This window comes from Leptolyngbya sp. DQ-M1, from assembly GCF_039962505.1.
In the GTDB taxonomy this organism is placed as follows: Bacteria; Cyanobacteriota; Cyanobacteriia; order Leptolyngbyales; family Leptolyngbyaceae; genus Leptolyngbya.
On record NZ_JAMPLJ010000003.1, the window covers coordinates 99,393 to 122,973 of the forward strand.

Below are 23,581 nucleotides of genomic sequence, written 5' to 3' on the forward strand. Positions count from 1 at the left end.
CAAATCAGAAGGCTGCTACCTCCACGCATGACTAACGAGTGGCTACACAGGTTAAGGCTAGATTGGGTTGAATCTAGCCTGTGCCTCCGATCGTTGACGGCTGAGTAAAATGAAATGCTGAAACTGACAAGTCAGTGATACTACTGAAATCAATCGAGTGTGAATGGCTAAGAAATAGACAGTTGCAGGTGAAATTACGGTCATCCTTTAGGATTTCATGTCAACGTTAAGATAACTTAAGCAGAATATGAACAAGCCTTTAAGCTGAGATGAAGGTTTTTATGGCGAGCGTGTTTGAGTTGTGAGTGCTGAAAGGGGGGAAGTAGGGAGTGGGAATAGGAAGGAGGCTACAAAGACAACGCGATGCTTTAATAGGTAAGTTGAGCAAGTTAAATTCGGAATTATCTGTAGGAACAACGATATGCCACGCACGAACGCGCAAAAAGCTGAGACCCCGGAATCGTCGATCGATTTAGAGGAACAAGATGTAGAGATACCGATCGAGATAGCCGAAACCTCACCCGATGCGGCAGAAGCCCCTCAAGATATTGACGAAATTCTCAACTCATTAAAAACCCTGCTCAGTACCGTTGAAAAGCTGCAAAAGGTGCGGCAGGAAGTAGGCGACATCAAACCCCTGCTGCTGAGAATGCTGGATGGGGAATTGGTCAGTGGAGAAGAGTTAGACCAGCTTAAAACTGGAGTTGGAGGTTTAATGCGCTTAGTTCGCGCTCATAGCGATCATCAAGCAGCATTGGAAAAAGCACAGGCAGCAAGACAACTATTAGATGAGGTATTAAAGATTTCACCTGTGAGTTAAGCTATTTTTTGCGCTTAAATTCTTAGTGTTCGCGGGGTTGCTACGATCGTCGTAGCAACCCTATTTTGATCTCAATTCCTGCGCTGTCAGGAATGCCAGTAGGTCGTAAGAATACACCAACTTCAAGGGTTTTCCACACCAGACTGCTGCTTCTAGATCTGTCAAGATAGTATTGTCGGTCGAAAGAGTCCTTCAGTGAAAAAAGTCATCGCCCAGCCCCTGTACAACTGGTACCGCGCACTTCTCCGCAACTCTAAATATCGTTGGATTGTGATTGCCGGAAGCTTGCTTTATTTAGTTAGCCCAATTGATTTTGCAACTGATGTAATTCCAGTTCTTGGTTGGATTGATGATGGCATTGTGGTGAGTGTATTAGCAGCCGAAGTCTCTCAGATTCTGGTTGAGCAACTCAAAAACCGCAGAGCTAAAGCGAGCAATCTCGACTCGATCGCAGCTAACTGAATCAATTAGCAATCCTTTATTTAGGTGGAAGGTGAATGATGACTGAACCGAACGATCGCCTTAACTCGCAAGAAATCAAAGCAGAAAGCGAAACTCGCACCGCTAGAATTTTCAGAATCATTCAAAGTGCGACTGTGGCCGTGCTCACAGAGCTAAAAGCAGGCACAGATGAAAGCTCTACACACTCACAAACGACTTCAACTGCCGGCCAAAACGCTGCATCAGAGAAAGCCAAAGCGCCTTTCCGGACAACGGCTACTCAAACCCAAATTGCTAAGCAGATCAAAAGCTTGCTGCTTAAGTTAGATGCCAAGCTAACCGATCGCTATGGTGATGCTTATCATGCACGGCTGCGTAATCAATATGCAACTATTCAACAGCGTTTAGAACAGTTCCGAATCTGGTACGCCAAGTCTAGAGCCAACGCAGCAACAATCCAGACCGCTCCACTGCAGCAAAAACAAGCTGAAATCGAGCTTAAGGTTGCAGACCAAGGTACTTTGGTGGCTCGCAAAGAACAGCAGATTCGGCAGCAGATTAAGCAACGTCTGAGTGCAGCCATTCGCACAGTGCAGCAGTCGGATAGAACCTAAGTCATCAAGGTTGGAGTCTTACCCATTTTTATCATTCACGATGAGGACAATTTTATGCAACTGTTCCGACTACTCCTCGCCATTCTTCTGCCCCCTGTTGCAGTGTTTCTTACCTATGGTTTTAGCTTTACGCTATTGATCAGCATTGCACTCACACTATTCGGCTGGGTGCCTGGGATTATTCATGCACTGTGGGCAATCTCTAAGGCAGATGCAAAACTCAATCAGTCTACAGGCTCTGTCTAGCATTGATTCACTCTGTTTAACTATCTACCCAGGAGAACTCCCTATGCTTACCTTTTTGCTCACGATGTTGACCACTGCGCTCGGCTTACTCGTTGTAGATCTGGTGATTCCGGGTGTGACGATCGCAAGCTTCCCTGCTGCGTTGATTGCTGCCGTCTCGGTTGGATTGGTCAATAGTTTCGTTAAGCCTGTGCTTTCTTTGTTGTCTTTGCCGATTAACATCTTGACGCTTGGATTGTTTTCGCTCGTTGTTAACGGGATGTGTTTCTGGCTGGCTTCACTGTTTGTTCCTGGCTTTGCGGTTCACGGGTTCCTTGCATTCATTCTGGCACCTGTGGTTCTGTCTTTTGCTACCACATTCCTCGATCGATACTTTGTGGAGAAAGGGATGGGTGCGTTGCCTGCTAAGCAGTAACAGATTTCAATTGACTTGAATGGTTCTATTTCTACAAGGGTGCAGTGTCTTCGGCTAGCCGAAGACACTGCTTTTTTTATCGACGAAAGCCATTTCCAATGAACTTAGAACCCCTAACTCAGCTTCGCACCACACTGAGAACAAAACCGATCGCGATCTCCTACCTCTCTGCCACAGTTGCGACAGTAGCGAGCGATCGCACTACTACTACTGCTAGAAGTCGCCATACTCATCTTCATTTCGCCCATGCTCATCTGCATCGGCTCCATCTGCATCGACATATTGCCCATTCGGAGCGGTTCTAAGGGCTTTATCTCTGACACTTTCATGCTAGAAGCTGCAACATTCCGCAACGAAATCTCCTGCGCTCCCAGCATCAAGGGTACTTCACTCAATAAGCTAATGCTATTTGCTTGCAGACGGATGTAATAAGCACGTTGGTTCGACTCAATTTGCAGAATAAAACCAAAGGACATTCTAAACACGATCGGAGAGGCTGACCACTGACCTAGCGACAAACTCATTTGCTGACTTTGCTGCTGTCCTGCGCTCTTGGTTTCCCAAGTAATCACAGTTTGAGTCCTCGCATTCTCGATCGCTAAAGTTTGTCCTTGTCCTAAATCTGCTACATAAGTCATCGCAATCATGGCAGAATTCCACTCCTTCACCTTGCACCGTTCACCCTTCGATCGAGCAATTCTGTCATATTTCTTGATTTTGGCACGACTATTTTCGTATTCAGCTTTACAGCTTAGAAAGTTCAGACAATCCTATTAATCAAGTAGCTTGTTTGGGTGATTGACTGTGAAGCTAGCAAATTATGATCCGGGGCATTTTTACGATGAATTATTCCATGCGCCGGGTTCGCCTCGCCCGGAAGCGATTCCACTCGTCGATCGCATCAATTCACTGTCGCTTGAAGAAATTCAGCATCGGCAGCAGGCGGCTCAGATTGCGCTGTTCAAAATGGGTGTGACTTTCAATGTGTACCGCGACAATCAGGGGACAGAGAAGATCTTTCCGTTTGATATTTTGCCCCGGACGATCGCGGCTTCAGAGTGGCAAGTCCTAGAAAAAGGACTGAAGCAGCGAATTTATGCCCTGAATCAGTTTCTCGCGGATGTTTACGGCGATCAGAAAATTGTCCGTGATGGTGTGATTCCGGCAGATGTGGTGTATTCGTCGCAAGGTTTTCTCAAGCAGTGCATGGATCTCAAGCCCCCCAAAGGCATCTGGTCGCACATTAGCGGCGTGGATTTGGTGCGCGATCGCACTGGAGAGTGGTACATTCTCGAAGACAATTTGCGCTGCCCGTCTGGGGTATCTTATGTGCTAGAAGGGCGGCGGATTATGAAAAGTACGCTGCCGCTTGTATTTAACCGAATGCAAATTCAGCCCGTCGAAGAGTATCCGAGCCACCTGCTCGAAACTTTGCTGAATCTTGCACCCGATTACATTGATAATCCAACCGTAGTCTTACTCACGCCTGGAATTTATAACTCTGCTTATTTTGAGCATTCTTATCTGGCGCAGCAGATGGGCGTGGAACTGGTGGAAGGGCGCGATCTCGTGGTGTCCGATGGCTATCTTCAGATGCGAACCACAAAAGGCTTGAAGCGCGTGGATGTGATTTATCGGCGGATTGATGATGAATTTATTGATCCGTTGGCGTTTCGTCCAGATTCGTTGTTGGGTGTTCCAGGATTGATGGAGGTGTATCGATCGGGGCGTTTGGGACTGGCAAATGCGCTCGGAACCGGAGTCGCAGACGACAAGGTGATTTACGCTTATGTGCCGCAGATGATTCGGTATTATCTGGGCGAAGATGCGATTCTCTCGAATGTGCCCACGTATCTATGCTGGGAGCGATCGCAGTTAGATCATGTTTTAGCAAATTTGGATCAGTTAGTGGTCAAATCTGCAAGTGAATCGGGCGGGTACGGAATGCTAATCGGAACGCAGTCCACCCAAGCAGAGCGCGAAGCGTTTGCAGCAAAAATTAAAGCGGCTCCACGCAATTATATTGCTCAGCCGACCTTATCTTTATCGCGAGTTCCCGCGTTGATGGGGGATGAGTTTGAGGGCTGTCATGTGGATTTGCGCCCCTACATTCTGTACGGTGAGGATATTTATGTGACTCCGGGAGGATTGACCCGTGTGGCGCTGAAGAAAGGGTCGCTTGTGGTGAATTCCTCGCAGGGTGGCGGCTATAAGGATACTTGGGTTGTGAGTTGAGAGATTAAAAAGATGTTAAGTCGAGTAGCAGATTCGATCTACTGGATGAATCGATATGTAGAACGTGCAGAGAACATTGCGCGATTCGTGGATGTGAATTTGACGTTATTACTAGATTCACCGATCGGAACTTCACAACAATGGAAGCCGTTAGTGCTGACCACAGGCGATTTGCCTATTTTTGAAGAACGATACGGAGAAGCAAGCGCAGATAACGTAATTCGATTTCTGACGTTCGATCGAGCGTATCCGAATTCGATTATTTCCTGCCTGAATGCAGCGCGGGAGAATGCGCGATCAGTTCGTGAAATTATCTCCTCCGAAATGTGGCAGCAAATTAATGCCTTCTATCACTTTGTCAACGATGCTGCGAACGAAGAGACGCTCAACTTTCAAACCTTTTTCAGCGAGGTTAAGTTAGCTAGCCATTTGTTTGCTGGAGTCGCCAGCGCCACGATGACCCATAACGACGGGTGGCACTTTGGGCTGATGGGTCGCTTGTTAGAGCGGGCAGATAAAACCAGTCGAATTGTTGATGTGAAGTATTTTATTCTTCTGCCTTCGGTGAAGGATGTTGGCACAACGTTAGATCAGTTGCAGTGGATCGCGTTACTGCGATCGGCAAGCGCCTACGAAATGTACCGCAAACGCGGCTTACACCGGATTACGCCGACTTCCGTTGCAGAATTTTTAGTTCTCGATCGCGAGTTTCCTCGATCGATTCGCTATTGTATTCGCCAAGCCGAACGCTCGCTGCATCAAATCACGGGAACGCCTGAAGGAACCTGGAATACCGAAATTGAGCGGTACTTAGGAAAGCTGCGATCGGACTTAGATTACCTTACGATTTCAGATGTGATGGAATCCGGGCTGCATGAATTTCTCGACAATTTACAGCGCCGCACGAACGAAGTTGGCATCAAGCTTTCTGAGACCTTTTTCGCGATGCAGCCTGTAAATTAGAAATCAAAGGGTTTAGGAGTCATGCGATCGTGATTGCTCAAACTGGGAAAAAACACCCGAAGAATATCTAGAGTTTGAACTGAACTCGCGTGAGCGACACGCTTATATTAACGGGGACATTGTTCTGATCACGGGCGGAACACCGGATCACAATGAATTAGAGATCGCGCTTGCCGCATCTTTAAGATCTGAATTACGAAGACAACCCTATCGCGTCTTTGCCACCGATCAACGGCTTTGGATTCCTGATTCGTCTTTGTACACTTATCCGGATGTGATGGTTTTGGAAAAGCCAATTCAGCTTCAGCTAGGACGCACCGATACGGTTATGAATCCTTGTTTTGTCGCGGAAGTGCTGTCGAAATCAACCCAAGACTACGATCGCGGAGAGAAGTGTGTGTCATATTGCACGATCGAATCTTTTCGCGAGTACCTTTTGATTGATCAGTACAAAGTTCAGGTTGAGCATTACGTTAAAACGGGTGCTCACCAATGGTTACTCACTCTATACAGCGATTTAAATGCTGTTATATCTTTTAATGTCTTCAACATTCAAATCAAAACCGCTGATTTGTACGAGAACATTGAATTTACTATTTAAGCATTGTTGCTAAAAACCGTTCAGTATAGTAGAGCGATAATTGATTACTACTTCCATTAAAGACTGCATCAAAAGCATGATCCGACCACGGAATTTCAATGAATATTGCAGTATTGCCATTTTGCTTCAATTTCTCATACAGGCTACGACCAAAACTCGATCGCACCACATGATCATGTCCACCATAGATGAGTAATGTGGGGGGAAGGTTCGATCGTACCTGTTGATACGGTGAAGCTTTGCGATAGAGATCGCAAAGCTCTACTGGAGTTCCACCCAGAAAGGCGCGTAACACTCCTCGACTATCAATCGGGTCAGGAAAAGGTGGATTGTTATAGCCTTCAATGAGATCAACTGGGCTGTAGTAGTTGACTACGGCTCGAAAGGGAAAGGCATCAATCGCGTAAGCCGTTAACATCGCTAGATGCCCGCCTGCCGATCGTCCCATGATTGCCATACGATCGAGATCGACTTCGTATTCATCTGCATGTTGCTGAATGAATTTCAATCCAGTTTTAATATCCTCAATCTGAGTTGGAAATTTGTATTGGGGCGCGTGTCGGTAATCGATTGTTAAAACTGTATATCCTTGTGCTGCCATATATTGACTAAATTGTTCATTCGCATTTGGCGATCCGGTTCTCCAAGCGCCACCGTAGATCATGACGATCGCTGGATTTTTCCCAGACTGCATCGGACGATAAACATTCATCCTGAGCGGCACATTATCCGGGGTTGCAACCGCAATATTCAGAGTCCGGCGAATCTCAGATTGAGGAATTCCGCGAACCGCATCGAATACAACAAAAGGCGCAGAGCGAAAGTTAGGTAGAACGCGAATTTCCCCTAAACTGGCTTTGATCGCGGCTGTCGCTTTTTGTACTGTTGCGGGAAGCTGTACAGCAGGAAGCAGACTCAAACTCAGAGCAAGCAGCATTCCAATGAAAATTGGTAGAGATTTGAGGCGAAATAAGGCAAGCAAAGCGGCGATCGTATTCGTCAACACCAGCCAATGACTAATCTCTGGTGCGCCCACACTCAACGGCAATAGCGAAAAAATCGGAGCCGGAATGACAATCCAAAGTGAAATAAAAAAGCTAACGAAACAGAAAATCAGAATCAGAACACTCATCTTAATGCTGGGGAATATAGCTAGAGATCACTCTTCCTGCTCCTCGATACACCGAATAGTAATAGCGACTCACAGCATCGCCCTCTTCCGAAAGCAGATCAATCCCGATTCCATTGCGTCCTTTGTCTTTGCCAGAACTGTGAATGTAGCGATCGTCCCCCAAATAAAGCCCAACATGAGTGGCTTTCTCAGGTGTACCAAAAAACACGAAATCCCCTGGAATTAACTCCTCTACAGGCTGCAAAAAGGCTTCTTGTTGATAAGCATCTCTTGGTAAGCGAATCCCAACCGAAGCAAATGCTGCCTGCATCAATCCAGAACAATCATAGTTCGGTGCAACCGTTCCGCCCCATAGATATTCGTTTGGAACGGACATTGCAGCTTGAGTAAAGGCAATAACTTCAGGAATACGATCGCGAACCTCCTGAGCCATCCATACAGGCGATTGATACGGAGTTTCTGCTTCTTCCAAAAACTTCAAATCCTGCGGATCAAGCCATCCCGGATAATCATCCTCACAAGTCATCACCTGAAGCGGCGAATCTGACAAAATTTTGAGATAACGACCGATCGCGGCTTGCGTTGCCAATCGGGTTAAATTCGGTGAATCGTAGAGATTGAGATTCGCGATCGTGCGATAGTGCATAAGACAGAAATTTCACTCAGACGGGTATGACTTTTTTCCACAAAGACGAACGGTTAGAAACTTTGGGCGATCGAGTCTTGCAAGCGACTTGGGCAGAGTTTCGGGAACTCGCTCCAAATCAAATTGCAATGACCTGGATTGTGTATGACTCGCCCGTGTTCGTCAATACTGGCGGCGCAATTCGTCCGGAGGAGTTTTGGCAACGATCGCCCAGAGGCTTTGCTTATCGGGGAGTTGAAAATATCTACCCTGCCAGTGTGGTCAAATTGTTTTACCTCGTCGCGGCTCATGAATGGCTAGAACGTGGCATGATTCCACCCTCTGCCGAACTCGATCGAGCCATGCGCGATATGATTGTCGATTCCAGCAATGATGCAACCGGACTCGTCGTTGATGTCCTAAGCGGCACAACCGGAGGGCCTGAACTGCCTCCCGCCCCGTTTGAAACCTGGAAATACCAGCGCAACATCGTCAATCGTTATTTTCAGTCGCTCAACTGGTCAGAGTTCACTACGATTAACGTGAATCAAAAAACTTGGTGTGATGGCCCTTACGGACGAGAGCGATCGTTTTACGGCGAGAACTTTGACAATCGCAACATGCTCACAACCAATGCGACCGCAAGATTATTGCATAGCATCGTCGGTGGCGTTGCCGTTACACCGGAACGATCGCGCTCGATGATGGAGCTGATGCAGCGATCGCTCAATCCATCTGACCTCGAAGCCGATCCCGAAAACCAAGTGGTCGGCTTTATCGGCGGCGGTGTTCCCCAAACGGCAAAAGTTTGGTCAAAAGCCGGACTAATGAGCCGAGTGCGCCACGATGCAGCTTATGTTGAACTTCCCGACTTACAGCCTTTTTTGCTCGTTATCTTTACTGAGGGCAAGTCTCATAGCAACAATGAAGCGATTTTGCCGTTTGTCACCCAGAAAATTAGCGAAGCGATGAAAGAAATTTAGGACGATCGCACCCCTTTTGAGCAACGATCGCTACAGATTTTCATCCCGAATCGGGTCAAAATTACGATGTGTCCTAGAGTCAAATCACCATAACTAGCTACCAAGTCGCGGTAAGATCTTATTAGCAAGTTGGTAGCTTTCTCTTTGCGAGCAATAGGTTATATCCGATTAAGCCGCGCCGAGCAAAATAACGGGGTCTCGCTTGAACGTCAGATTTATAACGTTAAGCAAGCAGCGAAGCGAATCGGCGCGGAGTTACCCGAGGATCGAATTTACTGCGATCTTATCAGCGGACGCAAAAATGATCGACCGAATTTTCAAATTATTAGCGAGTATTTAGAGCACCGCTCAGCCGATGTGGTGATCTTTAACCGGGTTGATCGGATGGGACGCGACCTGGAAGCCTTGGCGCGACTGGGGAAACAGTTCGAGAGAACCGAAGTCGGTGCGTTCGTCTGCAATAAAGGATTAGAAGGCGACTTTATCAATTGGAAAGACCCGGCGGACTGGGAGTTCTGGGCGTCCAGTGCGGTTGCCGCTGAGAAAGAATCTCGGGTGTTGTCTTATCGAACCAGCGCCGCGTGGGAATTCAATCGACACATGAGTCTAGCCGCGTACCGAGTTCCATTCGGTTACCAGAGAAATACGGAGCGGCGGTACGAACGTGATCCAGCGCGGATCGAGGCGGCAATTCGGTTGAAAGAAATCTTCTTTCAAGAGAACGGGAATATCTCCCGGCTTCGAGCCCGAGCCGTGTCGGAACTCGGCTTACAGATGAGTCCGCAGACATATCGAGATTTACTGACGAATCCGGTTTGGCGCGGTCATACCGGGATTGGCTGGGATAAGGCTAAACGAACCTATAAGGAGATTTAGTTCAATACCCACCCCGATGAAGCAATCATCAACCCGGCAGAGTGGGAGCGGGTTCAGCAGTTGTTGAGTCGGATGTCCCGCTATCGAGGCGCGAACGTTTCTCGAGAACCGAAGACGCTAACCGCGCTGGTCTGGTGTGAGCAGTGTCAGATCCCGATGGTCTGCGGCTCACCGGAGCGCGGGCGGAATTATCGATATATTCGATGTAAGTCCAGTTACCGCCCGTCGTGTGGCAAGACGATTCATTTCGATGACGTGGAAGACGCCGTGATTGATCACCTGATGGATTGGGCGGATCTCTTGATTGAGCGGGCGAGTGAAGCCTCGCAGACGGAGCGTCTACCGAATCCCGAGGTTGAGCGGATCGAGGGTCAGATCCGGCAGTTGAGGAAGTTTCAGCTCGAGATGGGAGATGAGGAGAAATTACTAGAGCAGCAGATCGGGGTGCTGCATCAGAAGATTGCCAATCTACAAAGCACAACTCCAAATCAAGCCCAGCAGCAAGCGCTGCGACAGGAACTGAGCCTACTGGTGCGAGCGGAGCCCTGGCAAGTGATGACCGATTCTGAGAAGCGGGCGGTCTTCCTGCGTTTTATTGATCGAGTGATAGTGGACTTACCGAATAAAGTGGTGACCGTCAAGCCGAGTCCATTCTTGAGATTATCGGATTAGGCGGCGCGGTCACCCTTACGATCGCTCTTGGGTTGAGACTCAGATTGATTCGCTTCTTTAGCTTTAGCGCGCTCACAGGCGTTGATCAGAGCTTGCAACCAGTCAGGGTAGTTCTCGTTGTTTAGGGTCATACGTTCAATTAGATCGAAAAAGCCGCCCACCAACCATCGGGAGCGGCTTTATTTCTACTGGTTAGATAAGGGTTGAGAGTGTGCAATTGGACTCGGCGCGGCTGGGTTAAATACGATCGATCACACTCGATCGCACTACCTAATACTTTATTGTCGTGACACCTATGATCAGAGCCGAAAGCTATATCTGGCGCGAAATCTGTGTTATCAACCTTTAGGGATATCATTAGCTATTTAAAAAACCGTTAACGAGACAGAGCTTTTGCATAGCAGGCAGTACAGCTTATTTCGGTGCTTAGCTTTAATAAACAGATTTGAGAGCCATAATAAATATTTGAAGCGATATGACTCAGTCCTACTGCCCTATAAACAGTTGGGTTTATTTAATTTACACTAGTCGTCGAAAAGTGCTGTTGCTCTTGGAAAGCACAGAGGGTCTAGCTTTCGGAGAGGGAAGCAGGTGAGATCGGTTAATTTTAATGCCTGCTCAAATCTCGTAAATTACCGTTAAGACAGAGTGGAAAGAGCTTTCAGCCTTTATAACACTTATGTTCTAATAAATAGAAAAGCTTATTTATTAGAAATCAGTGGTCAATAGTTTCTAACGGTATTGATGCTCTTTCAAGCCGAATCCGGCTTTTTCAGGCTTTTTCCCGAGCGACAAAATCTGCCTGAATTTAGTATCAGCAATACTCACAGCCAATTGTGGGACGGTTGGTAGATGACAAGGAGATATCCGGTAAGAGTGGGAGAAACCTTTTGCTTAGCAGATGATTTCTAACTTGTGTTGGATGTACTCCCTATCGCGACGAAGTAAGCTGCTAAGACAAACTGTGAGGGCGCTATGACCGCTCAAAACCGCTTGCTCAGTGCGATGCCTCAAGCTCTAGGTGACAAGCTTGCTCCACACTTGAAACAAAAGGCGTTGTCAAAAGGAGATCGTCTGCACAATCCCGGTGAACCGATCCACACACTTTACTTTCCGCTCAACTGTGTTCTTTCTATCACCACCACGATGAAGGATGGCACAACTGCTGAGACGGGAGTAGTCGGTCAGCGTGAAGTGATTGGGATTAATGCCTTTATGGGCGGTCGAGAAACAACACAAACCACCTACATTGTGCAGATTCCAGGTAGCGCTCTGAAGATTGATGCTCGGATTTTGCGAGAAGAGTTTGATCGCAATCAAGACTTGCGTGATGTGCTGCTGCGCTACACTCAAGCCTTTATCGCCCAGATCTCGCAAACCACCGCCTGCAACAGCCTCCATAGGATAGACCAACGCTTGGCTCGCTGGCTCTTAGAAGCGCATGACCGAGTTGAGGGGGATGATCTAGATCTGACCCAGGAATTTATCGCAGATATGCTGGGGGTACGCCGGGCGGGTGTTACCCAAACCGCCCAATCGCTTCAGGAGCGCGATTTGATTCGTTACCACCGGAGGCACATTCATATCCTGGATCGATCGAGGCTAGAAGCCTTTTCCTGCGAGTGTTTTCAAACGGTCAAGGATGAATACGATCACTTGCTGGGTCTCGCTCCTGGAGGGCCCTCGTAACGTGATGTGTTTGGCAAAGTCAGCGGGATATGGGACAGAGATCAGCAACCTTAAAAGTTATCTTGCTCGTTGAGCCGGACGATGCAGTCCGTCCCGCTCTTCGAGACAACTTGCACCAGTGGGGTTATCTTGTGACGGTAACTTTGGATGGCGCAGATGCGCTCCAGCGAACTCTGTATAGCAGTGAGTCCTTTGATCTGATTCTGATCAATCAGTTCAAGCAGTCGATCGACGAAACGGTTGACCTGGGGCGGCAGATTCGTCAACACGCCGATCATTCTCGCCGGATTCCAATTGTGGTGATGGCTGAGAAGTATGGTCCCGAATTGGAAGGGAAAGATATCCAGGTTGGGGAAAGCGAGTACGTGACGTATCTTGAGGATGGGCAACAGTTAAAACATCTTCTCCACACCCTTTGCCCGCTTTAGCGACATTGGCATTTCCCCATCCTCGCGGTGGGACATTTTCCGTTGGTACGGTTTCGTACTGAACTCGATCCTGCCAGTCGCTACGATGGAGACAGTTGAGCAACTCAACCGCATTGCTTCTGGGGAAAGCAGGGACTGCTCACTTTGTGTTCCATGGTTTCTTACTTTGTCGTGTGCTACCCGAATATGTGTCATTCTGCTTTACTGCCAAATGGTTTACGAGTGCTGGTCGTCGATGCAAACGCTGATTCATCTGAGCTACTGACGCTCTTGTTTGCTTCCTATGGTGTGGAGACGACGACAGCAACTTGTGTCCGTGAAGCGATTCAGCAGATTCACCAAACTCGTCCCGATCTCCTAATCAGCGAGCTTGCCCTGCCCCAGGAGGATGGATATGCGCTCATCCGCCAAGTGCAAGCGCTTGAGACAACTTTCAACGTCCGAATTCCTGCAATCGCTGTGACCGTCTATACCAGAACAACCGATCGGCTTCAGGCGCTCAGCGCCGGATTTTCCCGACACTTATCCAAGCCGATCGATTTCGACGAGCTGATTGCGACCGTGGCAAGCGTGACTGAGCAGGTTGAAGCGGTCTAGCAAATTCCTGTTTCGGCAATCTTTGACCTTTGATGCTGAGCTGTGTTCTACGAAGAGCCTCTCCAACTCACCTTTTGAGGCTGTTATGCCCCCTGACAATCAAATATTAGCGACGCTTTCGGCTGAGGTGTTCGATCGACTGGCACCGCATCTCCAGCCAGTCAGCTTAGAGCAAGGCAAAGTCATCTACCGACCTGGCGACTCTGTATCCCATCTTTATTTTCCGATCGACAGTCTCTTCTCAGTCACGATCACGATGAAAAATGGGGCGGTCGCCGAGGTCGGTATGGCCGGCAGTCGGGATGTGGTCGGCATTCACGCCTGCTTGGGCAGCCGTGAAGCGGCACAGACGGATGTCTTTGTTCAAGTTGCAGGGAACGCCATGAAGATCGAGGCTCAGGTGATGCGACAAGAATTTAACCGGAACGACGAACTGCGCGATGTGCTGCTGCGCTACACTCAGGTGTTTCTGGCACAGGTCTCTCAGACCGCGGCTTGCAATGCGCTCCACCCGCTCGAGCAACGACTGTGCCGGTGGCTACTCGAAGCCCAATGGCAACTCAACTCCAGCCATTTGCCTTTGACGCAGGAGTTTCTCTCGATCATGCTCGGCGTGCGGCGACCCGGGGTGACGCAGACGGCTCAAAGTCTTCAAGAAAGAAGGTTGATTCAATATCGGCGTGGCAATGTGCACATTCTCAATCAGACAGGGTTAGAAGCGAGTGGCTGCGAATGTTTCAAAACTATCAAAGCTCAATACCAGCGATTACTGGCCGAGCAATAACGCGGCAAGCCAGGTTCGCTGACATCCAGTTGTTAATTATGAAGAAGTGAAAGACATGCATCAGACCACCACAAACACCGCTCGTATCCTCGTCCTGGAACCCGATGATAACGCCCGACCGATGCTGAAGCATAATCTGCAAGCCTGGGGCTGGCAGGTGATGATGGCGCTTGATGCAGAGGATGCCATTCAGCGCACCCAGGGAGGGCAAGACTGCTTTGATCTGATTTTGATTAATCAGATGAACCAAACGATCGATGAATGCAGGGCAATTGGGCAGCAGATTCGCCAAAATTCAGGAGTAGACAGCCGTGCTCCAATTATTATCATGGCTGAACGCTATGGGGCAGACCTTGAGGGGCAAGATATCGAGATCGGTGACCATGAATATGTCAGCTATCTCGAAGACGGACAACAGTTGAAACGCCTCCTCCAGCGGTTGTGCTCCGTCTATTGACGCGGGTTTTGCTTCAGCAATTCTGCAATCGTCTGGACTAACATCCCTGGATCAACGGGTTTAGCCAGATGCCGTTGAAACCCTGCCGCGATCGCCTGCTGATAATTGATCTCCCCAGCATAAGCAGTGAGCGCAATGGCAGGAATCGCTCTCCGCTTCTCAGGGGGCAGCGATTCCTGCTGCAACGCCTCGAAGCACCGTACTTGCTCCATTAGCATATAGCCATCTATTTCCGGCATCCCGATATCACTGAGTAATATATCCGGTTGCGATTCGTTGAACACGGTCAACGCTTCCTCGGCGGACGTGGCTGTGATCACTGTTGCCCCATCTTGTTCCAGGACGAACGCAGCAACCTCTAACGCATCGGGCTCGTTATCGACCACTAAAATTTGAGTCCCGTGCAAACTACAAGCCGCTTCAGAGGGTTGGCTTTCTGGAGTGGTTGTGGATTGAGCCAGCGTCAGCGGCAGTCTCACCGTAAATGTTGCCCCCTGCGCTTCCCCTGGACTTTCTGCCCACACCGTTCCCCCATGCGCCTCCACAATCTGACGCACGATCGCTAATCCCAGTCCCAGTCCGCCAAATTGTCGAGTTGTCGCTCCATCCGCTTGCCGGAAGTAGTCAAACACGTGCGGCACAAAGCTGGGCGGAATCCCCACACCTGTGTCTCTCACCCGAATCTGAGCCTGGTTATCCAACCGTTCTAAGTGCACCTCGACCTGCCCTCCTTCCGGGGTGAACTTAATCGCGTTCGAGAGGAGATTCCAAACAACTTGTTGTAGACGGGTGGCATCTCCTAGGATCGATGGAATTTGAGAATCAAGTCTGGTCTCGATCGCAATCGACTTTGCTTGGGCAGCCAACTGCACCGTTTCTAAGGCAGCGCGAATCGTCACCGCTAAGTTGACCTGACCCATATTCAAACTCAGTTTGCCTTGGAGAATCCGGGAAACATCCAGCAGATCCTCAACCAGTTGGGCTTGCAGCTTGGCATTGCGCTCGATCGTGTTCCAGGCTTTTTCGGTTCTGGCTGCATCCATGTTTCCCCGACGGATCATTTGCAGCCAACCGAGAATTGGGTTCAACGGCGAGCGCAACTCATGCGAGAGCACGGCTAAAAACTCGTCCTTCATTCGGTTGACTTCCTGCGCCTGCTGGTAGAGCCGGGCGTTATCGAGCGCTAACGCTGCCCGTCGTCCTAATTCTTCTGCCACTGCCAAATCGGACTGAGTGTAGTGGCGATTCGAGTCTGCGGTGGAGCAAACCGTTAGAGCTCCAAGCGTTCGCCCATGAGCAATCAGGGGCACAGTGATCAACGATCTCACCTGTAAGTCGCGGATGAATTGCAGATGCTCGGCACTGACTGCTGCGGCTTGCATCCATGTTTCAGTTACATGAGAAACAAGGTTGGCATGACCTGTGGCAACAACGGTGGAGATCGGGTGGTTCTCACGGTCTTGAGGTGGCGTATATCGTTGCACCTGCTCAAACCAATCCCGCTTGGTTGGATCACCGTGATGCCATGCCATTCGTTCGATCTGGTGATTGGAATTGAGAATGTCAAAGAAACATACATCAGCCAGAAACGGCACAACTAACTGTGCAATGTTAAACAACGTGATTTTGTAATCGAGGGTCCCAGCTAAGACGGCGCTCGCTCTGGATAGAAACTGCTCCCGCTCTTGGGCTTGATGCGCTTCGGTGATGTCTCTCAGAATCTTGACCAATCCCTGAAGATTTCCCGCTTCGTCCCGCAGTTGCATCATGAAACCACTAGCGAAGAATCAACTTCCATCTTTACGAACGTGCCAGCGGTCATCCTCTGCTCGTTCTTGAGTCAGCGCCGTCTGAAGTTCCTCATCAGCTTTTCCAGCCTCATTGTCCTCGGGGGTAAAGATAATGCGACCGAGTTGACCGATAATTTCTGCCTCTTTGTAACCGAGCAGCCGTTCGGCTCCAGGGTTCCAACTGGTGATGTGCCCATCTAGATCCAACGTAAAGATGGCATAGTCTCTTACACTCTCGACAATCAGACGAAAGCGCGATTCGCTCTCTCGCAAGGCTGTCTCTGCTTGCAGACGTTTGAGTTTGTCTCGTTTGCGCTCAGTAATGTCGCGAAAATAAAGACTGAAACCCACCTTACAGGGGTAAGTATGAATCTCTAGCCACCGCTGCGAAGCTTCATCAAACGTCTCGAAGTGGATTTCCTCTGGTGCTGCAACAATCCGACGATAAGCTTGTTCCATCACCGTGGCAATGACCTCAGGCGGGGAACTGCTTCGTCTTGCTCCAGACTGCAACGCTTGGCGCGTCTTACCCATCATTTCCTCAGGGTGCAGTTTGGTTAACCGGGCAGCCTCTTGATTGGCATAGGTAATGCGCCAGTCTTGATCAACACAGATAAAAGCATCAGTAATACTTTCCAGAATTTCAATCGCGCGTTGTGCCGATTCATCTAAGGCTTGACGGGTGGCTTCGGCTTCTCGCCGGGCAGATTGCTCCCGCTGCAAGGCAACTTCTGCCGTTTGTCGCAACTGAATACTGTGTAGGGCAGCCGCGGTAAAGTCCGCCAGACTCGTCATAATCCGCACGTCTTCAGCATCAAACTGTCGGGCTGCGTTATGGGACACGATCCAAATGACGCCTAAGGGTTGAGATGCACCCATTAACGGAATACCCAACCCTTCAACGACTGGAGGGTTCGCTTGCTCGAAGTCGGGGAAATAGCGTTCCGGATGAGTATAAAGTTGAGGTGATTGGCGGTCTAGACAGGTGCCACAAGGACTAAAGTTTCTCGGCGCTGTCCCGCCCTCGTAATCGGCTAGGGCTCCCGCGACGGCAACCCAGCGAAAGACTTCTTCTCCATCGGCGGTCACCTCGAGTAAACTCACGCCAGCACTTCCTGCTTGACACAGCTCCTTCGCGACAGCCACTAAGGTTCTTAGCATCGTTTGTGGGTGTTCTGCGAGTTGCCGCGCCAGCGTGTGAAAAGCCTGCGTTTCAGCTTGTAAGTTAGGGGTTCTGGACGGCCTCTGGGCTAAGACCTCGGTAATAAAAATATCCTCCAAACTAACGGACGATCTCGATTCAGGCATCCAACTCTCCCTCTAAGAAATACCGGCGTAACAGGACTTGCCCAGGTTCCCCAAGTGTTTTCAGTTGAGCTTCTATCAGCTTCAGAGCCATCGGTGAAGGCAGGCTATGTCCCCGCTCCCACCGATTCACGGTTTTGAAAGACACGCCCAATTTGGCTGCAAACTTCTCCTGCGACAGATTGAGATGCTGCCGCAGCTGACGGATTAAGTCTGGGATGGGCAAGGATGTTGTCAGGGTCATTGCTACTCCGATTACTTGTATCACCCTAGGACAGACGGGATAACGCAGCCTACAACCCTGAGAAAGAGTTTGAAAGCAGGTTCCGATTGGGGTGATTCAAGCCGTTAAGGACGTTTTCCTTGAACAGTGCTTAAGATGGCTCGATTGGCTTGATAGATAACGGCTACTTCTAAGCTTTGCGCCCGGTACAAACTGCCCTCAAACCCAAAAGAGACCCTGATATATAGCTGTAGCGACGACAAAGGATAGCTATCAACGTCTAGTCTGACTTTTGTAATAGCTCGATATTCCGTGCTTACTGTGCAAAAGACTTAAAAAGATAGTGGCTGAGTCTCTGCATGTTCAGCAGTTAACCAAGATTTGGAAAAGTGAATTCAATGCCAAAAAGCGCTGATGCTCAGTGCACAGAGGTTCTAGCTTTTGGAAGGGAAATCAGGTGAAGTCCGTTAACTTTGATGCTTGCTCAAATTCTTATAAATCCTTTCCAAAGCGCTCTATCAGCTGTTTTCAATGTTTCTATTATTCACATTTAAATGGAAATGCTTATTTGTCGGAGATTAACACTCAACTAATTGGTTTTTGCTGAAGCTGTTTTAGCAATAAAAACAATCTGCTGACTTTTGTCTGAGTATTATTTGAGCGCTTGCTATTGAACGAAGATGGCACAAGTCTGCCTGACACTCGATAGTAACAACGCATCAAGCGGATTTGATACTAGGGTGCATCCTTGATTGACATATACTCACTTCCATTTGAGCAACGGGTCGTCGCAATTTCTCGACTAAATAGAAGGGCTAATGGCTCAATCTAAGTCAAGCGAAGTCCCCCTGGGAATGCCTCTTCTCAACCTGAAACCGTTCTTTGCAGTTGGCTATTTACGGGCTCATGCTGGGGGAGTTGAACAATAAAAGTGGTTCCGGCACCCACTTCACTCTCAACCGCAATCTGCCCCCCCTGCAAGTCCACGCATCGTTTTACCATCGTCAGCCCCAATCCCGTACCCGGAACCTTTCCTACGTTGCTCGCCCGCTGAAACGGTTCAAATAGATGCCGTTGTGCCTCCAGGGGAATACCAATTCCCGTGTCTCGAACTTGGAGGGTGACCTGTTGATCTGTGCAAACGAGATCTAAATAAACCAGGCTGCTTCCGAGGGAATACTTGATGGCGTTGGAGAGGAGATTGGTGAGCGTGTGTCTCAGAAGCTTTTGATCGAGGTAAGCCCGCTCACAGTCCCCTTGATAATGGAACACGATGCGCTGATGAGCACCCGCGCTAAATTGGATTTCCTCCACCAAGCGCTGACAGAACTGCTCCAAATCCAAAGGCGCAGGCTCGAACTTCAAACTGCCGCCTTCAACGCGACCAATCTCCAATAAATCGTTTAACAACTGGTCCATCGACCGAACCGACTGTTGAATCATGTACAAAAACTCTCGGCGTCGCTCCTCGGGCAAATTGGACTCACGCTCCAGCATTTGAGCACATCCCAGGATCGAGGTCATCGGGTTGCGAATTTCATGCGCCGCCATCGACCAAAACCGGGATTTCAACTCGCTCAACTCCTTCTCTTTCTCTAAAGCAACGCGAATGGCAGTTTCTGATAATTGGCGGCGGAGGGCGACTTCGATCGCCACATGCAAGTCCCGCTCATCAAAGGGTTTCACAATGTACCCAAAGGGTTCGGTCGCTTTTGCACGTTGTAAGGTCGCCTCATCAGCGTAAGCCGTTAAATATATAACGGGTGTCTCATACTCGGTGCGAATGTGCTCTGCTGCTTCGATGCCATCCATCGGACCTTTGAGCCGGATATCCATTAGAACTAGATCCGGTCGAACTTCTGCAACCTTTTCAATCGCTGCTTCCGCAGAGGCAACCGAGGCGGGAACGACATACCCCAACTTCTTCAAGCGCTTTTCGATATCGCGAGCAACGATGCGTTCATCCTCCACAACTAAAATCTTTTCAGCAGCCATAATTATGCCTTCCCGGTATTGTCTAGTTCTGAAAATGTGATTGTCAAAGTCGTTCCCGATTCTACAGTTCGATCCAGATCGATCGTGCCCTCGAGTTGCTCAGTGAAGACGCAGACTAATTCCAAGCCGAGGGAATCGGTGTTGCGAAAGTCCAGATCTGGTGGAAAACCAACCCCATTATCGCGAACGGTTAAGGTCAATCGATGATCTGCAGTGGGAACAATTTCAACCCGGATTTCATTGTCGGGGGCTGGAGTGGGAAAGGCATGTTTCAAGGCATTGGACACAAGCTCATTGATGATCAAGCCACAAGGAATCGCGGTATCAATGTTGAGCCAAACCCCTGCTGCTTCAGTTTGTAACGTGGCTGCCTGTACATTCGCTGCATAGGAGCGCAGCAAGTTGTCGGCTAAATCCCGAATGTAGTCCTCAAAGTTAATTTTGAGCAGATCACTCGATTGATGCAGCTTTTCATGAATCAGTGCCATCGAGCGGATGCGATTTTGGCTATCCTTGAACAGGGCGAGAACCCGGTCATCCTTGATGTAATCCGATTGTAGTCGCAAGACACTCGAAATCACCTGGAGATTATTCTTGACCCGGTGATGAATTTCCTTCAGCAAGGCTTCTTTTTCTTTCAGCGATAGCTTGAGCTGCTCCTCGGTGCGTCGGCGCTCCTGTAATTCGGTCTGAACTTGCTGATACAGCTCCGATTGCTGAATCGCGATCGCGATATGGGTGGCGAGTTGCTTCAGAAGCTCGACTTCAAATGCGCGCCATCGTCTAGGTCCAGCACAGTGATAGGCACACAATAATCCCCACAGATGGTCTCCCTGTAGAATCGGAACGACCAAGCTGGCTCGTACATCGTAGATCACCAAAATGTCGATATGACACTGAGTTAACCCTGCAGTGTAAATGTCATCGCAAACTTGGGTTCGTCCCCGTTTATAGGCTTGGGCATAATTTTGTGCAAAGCACGTATCGTGAATCCTACTGTGCAGCGCAGGTCTCCAACCGTCCGCGACCGACTCGACCACAACGGTACCGCTCCAGTCGGGGTGAAACTGGTAGATAATCACCCGATCTGTTTTAAGGAATTGTCGGACTTCTTCGACGCTTCTTTGCAGAATATCGGTTAGGTTGAGGGACTCCCGGATGTGGAGTGCCATCGCAGCGAGAATTTGGCTGCACTGCAACTGCTCCAGCAAGCCGGTTGGATTTTCGAGTAGCTGAAGATCAAGATCAGGTCGCGGGTCTTGGTCAGCTTTGCTTTTTGAAACCTCAAACTGCTCGATCGATCGCTGCAACTGATCCACGGCGCTGTGCATCTCGTTAAGATCCAGCATCTCAAGAAAACTCGTCGGCGAGATGACCCCTAACAGGCTTCCTTCAGCGTCACGTACCCCAAAGCGCTGCACTTTGGCTTGCTGCATCTCCCAGTAAGCCACTAATACTGACTCTGAGGCAGGGAGGCACAAAAATGGAGCACTCATCACGGTTTGGGCTGGAATCTGCGACAACTCCAACCCCAGTGCCCAAAGCTGGAGTATGTGCCGTCTGAGCAGTAATCCGGCAGGTTGAGCATCTGTCTCCTCGCTGCTTGTGAGGACAACACATTCCACGCCATGCTCAACCATCAGTTGAGCTAACTTAAGTACAGATGTAGTTGCCGGAGCCTGTATCACAGGCGGAGAAACGATTTCGGCTAACGGCTTTGACTTCAGAAGTTCATCGAGCGGTAAGAGAGCACGAAGACTCGCGGGGGTGATGAGTCCGAGCCATTGCCCCTGATCATCCACAACGGGCAGGTGATGAATTTGATGCTGACGCAATTGATCGAGTGCTGTAAAAACCGTTTGATCCTCAGATGCAGTGCAGCGAATCATCGATCGCTGTACAACATCCGTGAGGGTCATTGCGGTTAAGTCTTGTCCTGACACAATCGCCTCAAGCGCATCTCGCTCGGCAAATACGCCCAGCAGTTGCGTTCCTTCGACGATCAGAAGCCCACTTGCACGAGCTTCGCTCATCAAAGTGGTGTTGAGCGAGAGCTCCAATCCTGGAAGCACGCAACTGCTCTGCGCTTTGCTCATCATCGCGATCGCCTCGCTGAACGAGGTGTCTGGAGATACGATCAAGGCACGGCGATCAAGGGCAGCGTCTAAAGCGAGGAAAGGGGTAGATGGATTTTGCGGGTGCATAAAGCGATGAATGTTGAGCAGCAGGACTCGAACCAGGGACGTTTCGCTGAGCCGAGTAGAGCGAATATCACTCAACGCAGGAGGATTGAATTAACTTTTATATAAGCGATCACGACCGCGTTGCAAATATTTCGCTTGATGGAGCTTTATACGATTTGCCAGCCTAAACCAGGTAAGCTTGGTTATTTCAATCCTTTCGATAAGTAATACATTTCGTTAAGCACCTACAAATCGCTAGAATTCCTCGATGATAGAGAGAGAGATGTGAAGGCGCTAAGTATCAACCTTCGCCATCGCTTTTAGCCTTTTATCAATCCTGAGTTCAACATGGAGCATCAGGTTTGTTCCTAATGACATGACCCAATGCTTGCAGCTTCCTGCTTTTGAGGCGAAGAGAACTTGGGCATAATATCATGTTAAGCACTATCACATTTTCTCGTGTTTCTTTGTTTAATCGCTATGGTCAATAAGTATGAGATTAAACGTCAGTGACTGTTCTGCTTGAGAACGAGCAAGGAGGAGCTTTCTCAGCGTTCGGTTGCATAGAAAATACTAAAATACTATTGGCGCCAGCAACCTTGGTTGCAGGACAAACAGAGGTCTATGCGATGAAAGTACGAAAACCGGCTCAAGAAGCTGCGAGACTGGAAGCACTGAGACAATACCGCATCTTAGATACCCCTGCAGAGCAGTCCTATGACGACTTCACCTTGCTAGCCTCGTTCATCTGCGAGGTTCCGATCGCCCTGATTAGCCTCGTCGATGCAGAGCGACAGTGGTTCAAGTCGAAGGTGGGCTTAGAGGTGGATGAAACCGATCGGAATCTCGCGTTTTGTGGACATACTATCTTGAGTCCCGAAACCCTAGTGGTGAACGATGCCCTGCTGGACGAACGGTTTATGGACAATCCACTCGTCACCGATGATCCAAGGATTCGGTTTTATGCCGGTGCACCGCTGATTACTCCCGAAGGACATGCGCTTGGTTCGCTTTGTGTCATCGATCGACGACCCCGAGCGTTATCCACGCCCCAGAAGCTGGCTCTGGAAGCACTGGCGCGGCAGGTGATTGCCCAGCTCGAGTTGCGGCGAGTGTTGGCGAGTTTAACTGAAGCCCTTCACCAGATCGATCTGATGGAAGGATTAATTCCCATTTGCTCTTACTGCAAAAGCATTCGAGATGACCAAGGCTATTGGTCCAGCGTTGAAAAGTTCATCAAGCAGCATTCAGACGTGCAGTTTACCCACGGGATTTGCGACGCATGTCTGCAACAGCAATTCCCCGAGGTCGCAAAAAAGCTCTTGCTCGAAGACCCTCAATAAGTTGAAGGACCGGGCATTTGGGCTCAGCCAGACGAGTTGAAGCAGATTATTTTCATAGTTTCTGTGCGAAAGTGAGCAAGCACCGAATGGGAAGGCTGCACGGTCAGCAGAAGTTCGGAAAAGTGAGACAAGATGAAAAGCTTTACCGTGACTGTGTTGAGGGC

26 protein-coding genes are annotated in these 23,581 nt (G+C 49.2%); 17 read left to right on the forward strand and 9 right to left on the reverse strand.

The window, feature by feature from the left end:
- Positions 1-421 precede the first annotated feature (421 nt).
- The 5 genes from NC981_RS10190 (at position 422) to NC981_RS10210 (ending at position 2,536) form a co-directional block, all read left to right on the forward strand.
- Positions 422-820, forward strand: a complete 399-nt coding sequence (locus tag NC981_RS10190) for a hypothetical protein (protein WP_348242739.1) — start codon at positions 422-424, stop codon at positions 818-820.
- A 195-nt stretch (positions 821-1,015) separates the two neighbouring features.
- A complete protein-coding gene (locus tag NC981_RS10195; protein WP_348242740.1) occupies positions 1,016-1,282 on the forward strand; it encodes a YkvA family protein in 267 nt (88 codons plus the stop codon).
- A gap of 35 nt (positions 1,283-1,317) precedes the next feature.
- Entirely contained in the window at positions 1,318-1,875 is a 558-nt protein-coding gene (locus tag NC981_RS10200) for a hypothetical protein (RefSeq protein WP_348242741.1), read from the forward strand.
- A 54-nt stretch (positions 1,876-1,929) separates the two neighbouring features.
- A complete protein-coding gene (locus NC981_RS10205) occupies positions 1,930-2,121 on the forward strand; it encodes a YqaE/Pmp3 family membrane protein (RefSeq protein ID WP_348242742.1) in 192 nt (63 codons plus the stop codon).
- A 43-nt stretch (positions 2,122-2,164) separates the two neighbouring features.
- Complete coding sequence (locus NC981_RS10210) at positions 2,165-2,536, forward strand: phage holin family protein (RefSeq protein ID WP_190377551.1); 372 nt, start codon at positions 2,165-2,167, stop codon at positions 2,534-2,536.
- 113 nt (positions 2,537-2,649) lie between these two features.
- Here NC981_RS10210 and NC981_RS10215 read toward each other — a convergent pair whose 3' ends face one another.
- A complete protein-coding gene (locus tag NC981_RS10215) occupies positions 2,650-3,183 on the reverse strand; it encodes a zinc ribbon domain-containing protein (RefSeq protein ID WP_348242743.1) in 534 nt (177 codons plus the stop codon).
- A gap of 157 nt (positions 3,184-3,340) precedes the next feature.
- Between NC981_RS10215 and NC981_RS10220 the strand changes: the two genes are divergently transcribed.
- The 3 genes from NC981_RS10220 (at position 3,341) to NC981_RS10230 (ending at position 6,335) form a co-directional block, all read left to right on the forward strand.
- A complete protein-coding gene (locus NC981_RS10220) occupies positions 3,341-4,771 on the forward strand; it encodes a circularly permuted type 2 ATP-grasp protein (RefSeq protein WP_348242744.1) in 1,431 nt (476 codons plus the stop codon).
- 12 nt (positions 4,772-4,783) lie between these two features.
- A complete protein-coding gene (locus tag NC981_RS10225) occupies positions 4,784-5,734 on the forward strand; it encodes an alpha-E domain-containing protein (RefSeq protein WP_348242745.1) in 951 nt (316 codons plus the stop codon).
- Positions 5,735-5,840: 106 nt separating this feature from the next.
- A complete protein-coding gene (locus NC981_RS10230) occupies positions 5,841-6,335 on the forward strand; it encodes a Uma2 family endonuclease (RefSeq protein WP_348243221.1) in 495 nt (164 codons plus the stop codon).
- Here NC981_RS10230 and NC981_RS10235 read toward each other — a convergent pair.
- Both NC981_RS10235 and NC981_RS10240 read right to left on the reverse strand, forming a co-directional pair.
- Positions 6,328-7,467, reverse strand: coding sequence for an alpha/beta hydrolase (locus NC981_RS10235; protein ID WP_348242746.1), 1,140 nt, complete (start codon positions 7,465-7,467; stop codon positions 6,328-6,330). The genes NC981_RS10230 and NC981_RS10235 overlap by 8 nt on opposite strands.
- A gap of 1 nt (position 7,468) precedes the next feature.
- A complete protein-coding gene (locus NC981_RS10240; protein ID WP_348242747.1) occupies positions 7,469-8,113 on the reverse strand; it encodes a C40 family peptidase in 645 nt (214 codons plus the stop codon).
- 26 nt (positions 8,114-8,139) lie between these two features.
- On the opposite strand from NC981_RS10240, the gene NC981_RS10245 reads away from it, so the two are divergent.
- From NC981_RS10245 to NC981_RS10255, 3 genes are all read left to right on the forward strand, one after another.
- Positions 8,140-9,075, forward strand: coding sequence for a serine hydrolase (locus tag NC981_RS10245; RefSeq protein ID WP_348242748.1), 936 nt, complete (start codon positions 8,140-8,142; stop codon positions 9,073-9,075).
- Between the two features lie 144 nt (positions 9,076-9,219).
- Entirely contained in the window at positions 9,220-9,951 is a 732-nt protein-coding gene (locus tag NC981_RS10250) for a recombinase family protein (protein ID WP_348242749.1), read from the forward strand.
- A 72-nt stretch (positions 9,952-10,023) separates the two neighbouring features.
- Positions 10,024-10,623 carry a FlxA-like family protein gene (locus tag NC981_RS10255; protein WP_348242750.1) on the forward strand — a complete coding sequence of 200 codons (600 nt, stop codon included), beginning with the start codon at positions 10,024-10,026 and terminating at the stop codon, positions 10,621-10,623.
- On the opposite strand, the gene NC981_RS10260 is transcribed toward NC981_RS10255, so the two are convergent.
- Complete coding sequence (locus NC981_RS10260; protein ID WP_348242751.1) at positions 10,620-10,754, reverse strand: hypothetical protein; 135 nt, start codon at positions 10,752-10,754, stop codon at positions 10,620-10,622. The genes NC981_RS10255 and NC981_RS10260 overlap by 4 nt on opposite strands.
- A gap of 844 nt (positions 10,755-11,598) precedes the next feature.
- On the opposite strand from NC981_RS10260, the gene NC981_RS10265 reads away from it, so the two are divergent.
- The 5 genes from NC981_RS10265 to NC981_RS10285 all read left to right on the forward strand — a co-directional run bounded on the left by NC981_RS10265 (position 11,599) and on the right by NC981_RS10285 (position 14,578).
- Positions 11,599-12,312 carry a Crp/Fnr family transcriptional regulator gene (locus NC981_RS10265; protein ID WP_348242752.1) on the forward strand — a complete coding sequence of 238 codons (714 nt, stop codon included), beginning with the start codon at positions 11,599-11,601 and terminating at the stop codon, positions 12,310-12,312.
- 29 nt (positions 12,313-12,341) lie between these two features.
- Positions 12,342-12,740: a response regulator gene (locus tag NC981_RS10270; RefSeq protein WP_348242753.1), complete on the forward strand. Its 399-nt coding sequence runs from the start codon at positions 12,342-12,344 to the stop codon at positions 12,738-12,740.
- A 153-nt stretch (positions 12,741-12,893) separates the two neighbouring features.
- The gene (locus NC981_RS10275) at positions 12,894-13,337 is read left to right on the forward strand and encodes a response regulator (protein ID WP_348242754.1); all 444 of its coding nucleotides are present in this window, start codon (positions 12,894-12,896) and stop codon (positions 13,335-13,337) included.
- Positions 13,338-13,422: 85 nt separating this feature from the next.
- The gene (locus NC981_RS10280; RefSeq protein ID WP_348242755.1) at positions 13,423-14,121 is read left to right on the forward strand and encodes a Crp/Fnr family transcriptional regulator; all 699 of its coding nucleotides are present in this window, start codon (positions 13,423-13,425) and stop codon (positions 14,119-14,121) included.
- A gap of 55 nt (positions 14,122-14,176) precedes the next feature.
- On the forward strand, positions 14,177-14,578 hold the full coding sequence (locus NC981_RS10285; RefSeq protein ID WP_348242756.1) for a hypothetical protein: 402 nt from the start codon (positions 14,177-14,179) through the stop codon (positions 14,576-14,578).
- On the opposite strand, the gene NC981_RS10290 is transcribed toward NC981_RS10285, so the two are convergent.
- The 5 genes from NC981_RS10290 to NC981_RS10310 all read right to left on the reverse strand — a co-directional run bounded on the left by NC981_RS10290 (position 14,572) and on the right by NC981_RS10310 (position 22,170).
- A complete protein-coding gene (locus NC981_RS10290; protein ID WP_348242757.1) occupies positions 14,572-16,344 on the reverse strand; it encodes an ATP-binding protein in 1,773 nt (590 codons plus the stop codon). The genes NC981_RS10285 and NC981_RS10290 overlap by 7 nt on opposite strands.
- A gap of 21 nt (positions 16,345-16,365) precedes the next feature.
- Positions 16,366-17,676 carry a PAS domain S-box protein gene (locus NC981_RS10295; protein WP_348242758.1) on the reverse strand — a complete coding sequence of 437 codons (1,311 nt, stop codon included), beginning with the start codon at positions 17,674-17,676 and terminating at the stop codon, positions 16,366-16,368.
- Positions 17,669-17,917: a helix-turn-helix domain-containing protein gene (locus tag NC981_RS10300; RefSeq protein WP_348242759.1), complete on the reverse strand. Its 249-nt coding sequence runs from the start codon at positions 17,915-17,917 to the stop codon at positions 17,669-17,671. The genes NC981_RS10295 and NC981_RS10300 overlap by 8 nt, the downstream gene beginning before the upstream one ends.
- 843 nt (positions 17,918-18,760) lie before the next feature.
- Positions 18,761-19,891, reverse strand: a complete 1,131-nt coding sequence (locus NC981_RS10305; protein ID WP_348242760.1) for an ATP-binding protein — start codon at positions 19,889-19,891, stop codon at positions 18,761-18,763.
- A 2-nt stretch (positions 19,892-19,893) separates the two neighbouring features.
- Complete coding sequence (locus NC981_RS10310; protein WP_348242761.1) at positions 19,894-22,170, reverse strand: histidine kinase dimerization/phosphoacceptor domain -containing protein; 2,277 nt, start codon at positions 22,168-22,170, stop codon at positions 19,894-19,896.
- 533 nt (positions 22,171-22,703) lie between these two features.
- Here NC981_RS10310 and NC981_RS10315 point away from each other — a divergent pair.
- Positions 22,704-23,417 (forward strand): GAF domain-containing protein, encoded by a 714-nt coding sequence (locus NC981_RS10315; protein WP_348242762.1) that lies wholly within the window; start codon positions 22,704-22,706, stop codon positions 23,415-23,417.
- Positions 23,418-23,581: the final 164 nt, after the last annotated feature.

Bases quoted from the DNA above. Each gene is read 5' to 3' on its own strand.
- NC981_RS10275 (WP_348242754.1), top strand. From the start codon at position 12,894: ATGGTTTCTTACTTTGTCGTGTGCTACCCGAATATGTGTCATTCTGCT.
- NC981_RS10205 (WP_348242742.1), top strand. From the start codon at position 1,930: ATGCAACTGTTCCGACTACTCCTCGCCATTCTTCTGCCCCCTGTTGCA.
- NC981_RS10240 (WP_348242747.1), bottom strand. From the start codon at position 8,113: ATGCACTATCGCACGATCGCGAATCTCAATCTCTACGATTCACCGAAT.
- NC981_RS10260 (WP_348242751.1), bottom strand. From the start codon at position 10,754: ATGACCCTAAACAACGAGAACTACCCTGACTGGTTGCAAGCTCTGATC.
- NC981_RS10285 (WP_348242756.1), top strand. From the start codon at position 14,177: ATGCATCAGACCACCACAAACACCGCTCGTATCCTCGTCCTGGAACCC.
- NC981_RS10290 (WP_348242757.1), bottom strand. From the start codon at position 16,344: ATGCAACTGCGGGACGAAGCGGGAAATCTTCAGGGATTGGTCAAGATT.
- NC981_RS10270 (WP_348242753.1), top strand. From the start codon at position 12,342: ATGGGACAGAGATCAGCAACCTTAAAAGTTATCTTGCTCGTTGAGCCG.
- NC981_RS10295 (WP_348242758.1), bottom strand. From the start codon at position 17,676: ATGCCTGAATCGAGATCGTCCGTTAGTTTGGAGGATATTTTTATTACC.
- NC981_RS10225 (WP_348242745.1), top strand. From the start codon at position 4,784: ATGTTAAGTCGAGTAGCAGATTCGATCTACTGGATGAATCGATATGTA.
- NC981_RS10235 (WP_348242746.1), bottom strand. From the start codon at position 7,467: ATGAGTGTTCTGATTCTGATTTTCTGTTTCGTTAGCTTTTTTATTTCA.
- NC981_RS10210 (WP_190377551.1), top strand. From the start codon at position 2,165: ATGCTTACCTTTTTGCTCACGATGTTGACCACTGCGCTCGGCTTACTC.
- NC981_RS10190 (WP_348242739.1), top strand. From the start codon at position 422: ATGCCACGCACGAACGCGCAAAAAGCTGAGACCCCGGAATCGTCGATC.
- NC981_RS10280 (WP_348242755.1), top strand. From the start codon at position 13,423: ATGCCCCCTGACAATCAAATATTAGCGACGCTTTCGGCTGAGGTGTTC.
- NC981_RS10255 (WP_348242750.1), top strand. From the start codon at position 10,024: ATGTCCCGCTATCGAGGCGCGAACGTTTCTCGAGAACCGAAGACGCTA.
- NC981_RS10305 (WP_348242760.1), bottom strand. From the start codon at position 19,891: ATGGCTGCTGAAAAGATTTTAGTTGTGGAGGATGAACGCATCGTTGCT.
- NC981_RS10265 (WP_348242752.1), top strand. From the start codon at position 11,599: ATGACCGCTCAAAACCGCTTGCTCAGTGCGATGCCTCAAGCTCTAGGT.
- NC981_RS10200 (WP_348242741.1), top strand. From the start codon at position 1,318: ATGATGACTGAACCGAACGATCGCCTTAACTCGCAAGAAATCAAAGCA.
- NC981_RS10300 (WP_348242759.1), bottom strand. From the start codon at position 17,917: ATGACCCTGACAACATCCTTGCCCATCCCAGACTTAATCCGTCAGCTG.
- NC981_RS10315 (WP_348242762.1), top strand. From the start codon at position 22,704: ATGAAAGTACGAAAACCGGCTCAAGAAGCTGCGAGACTGGAAGCACTG.
- NC981_RS10245 (WP_348242748.1), top strand. From the start codon at position 8,140: ATGACTTTTTTCCACAAAGACGAACGGTTAGAAACTTTGGGCGATCGA.
- NC981_RS10215 (WP_348242743.1), bottom strand. From the start codon at position 3,183: ATGATTGCGATGACTTATGTAGCAGATTTAGGACAAGGACAAACTTTA.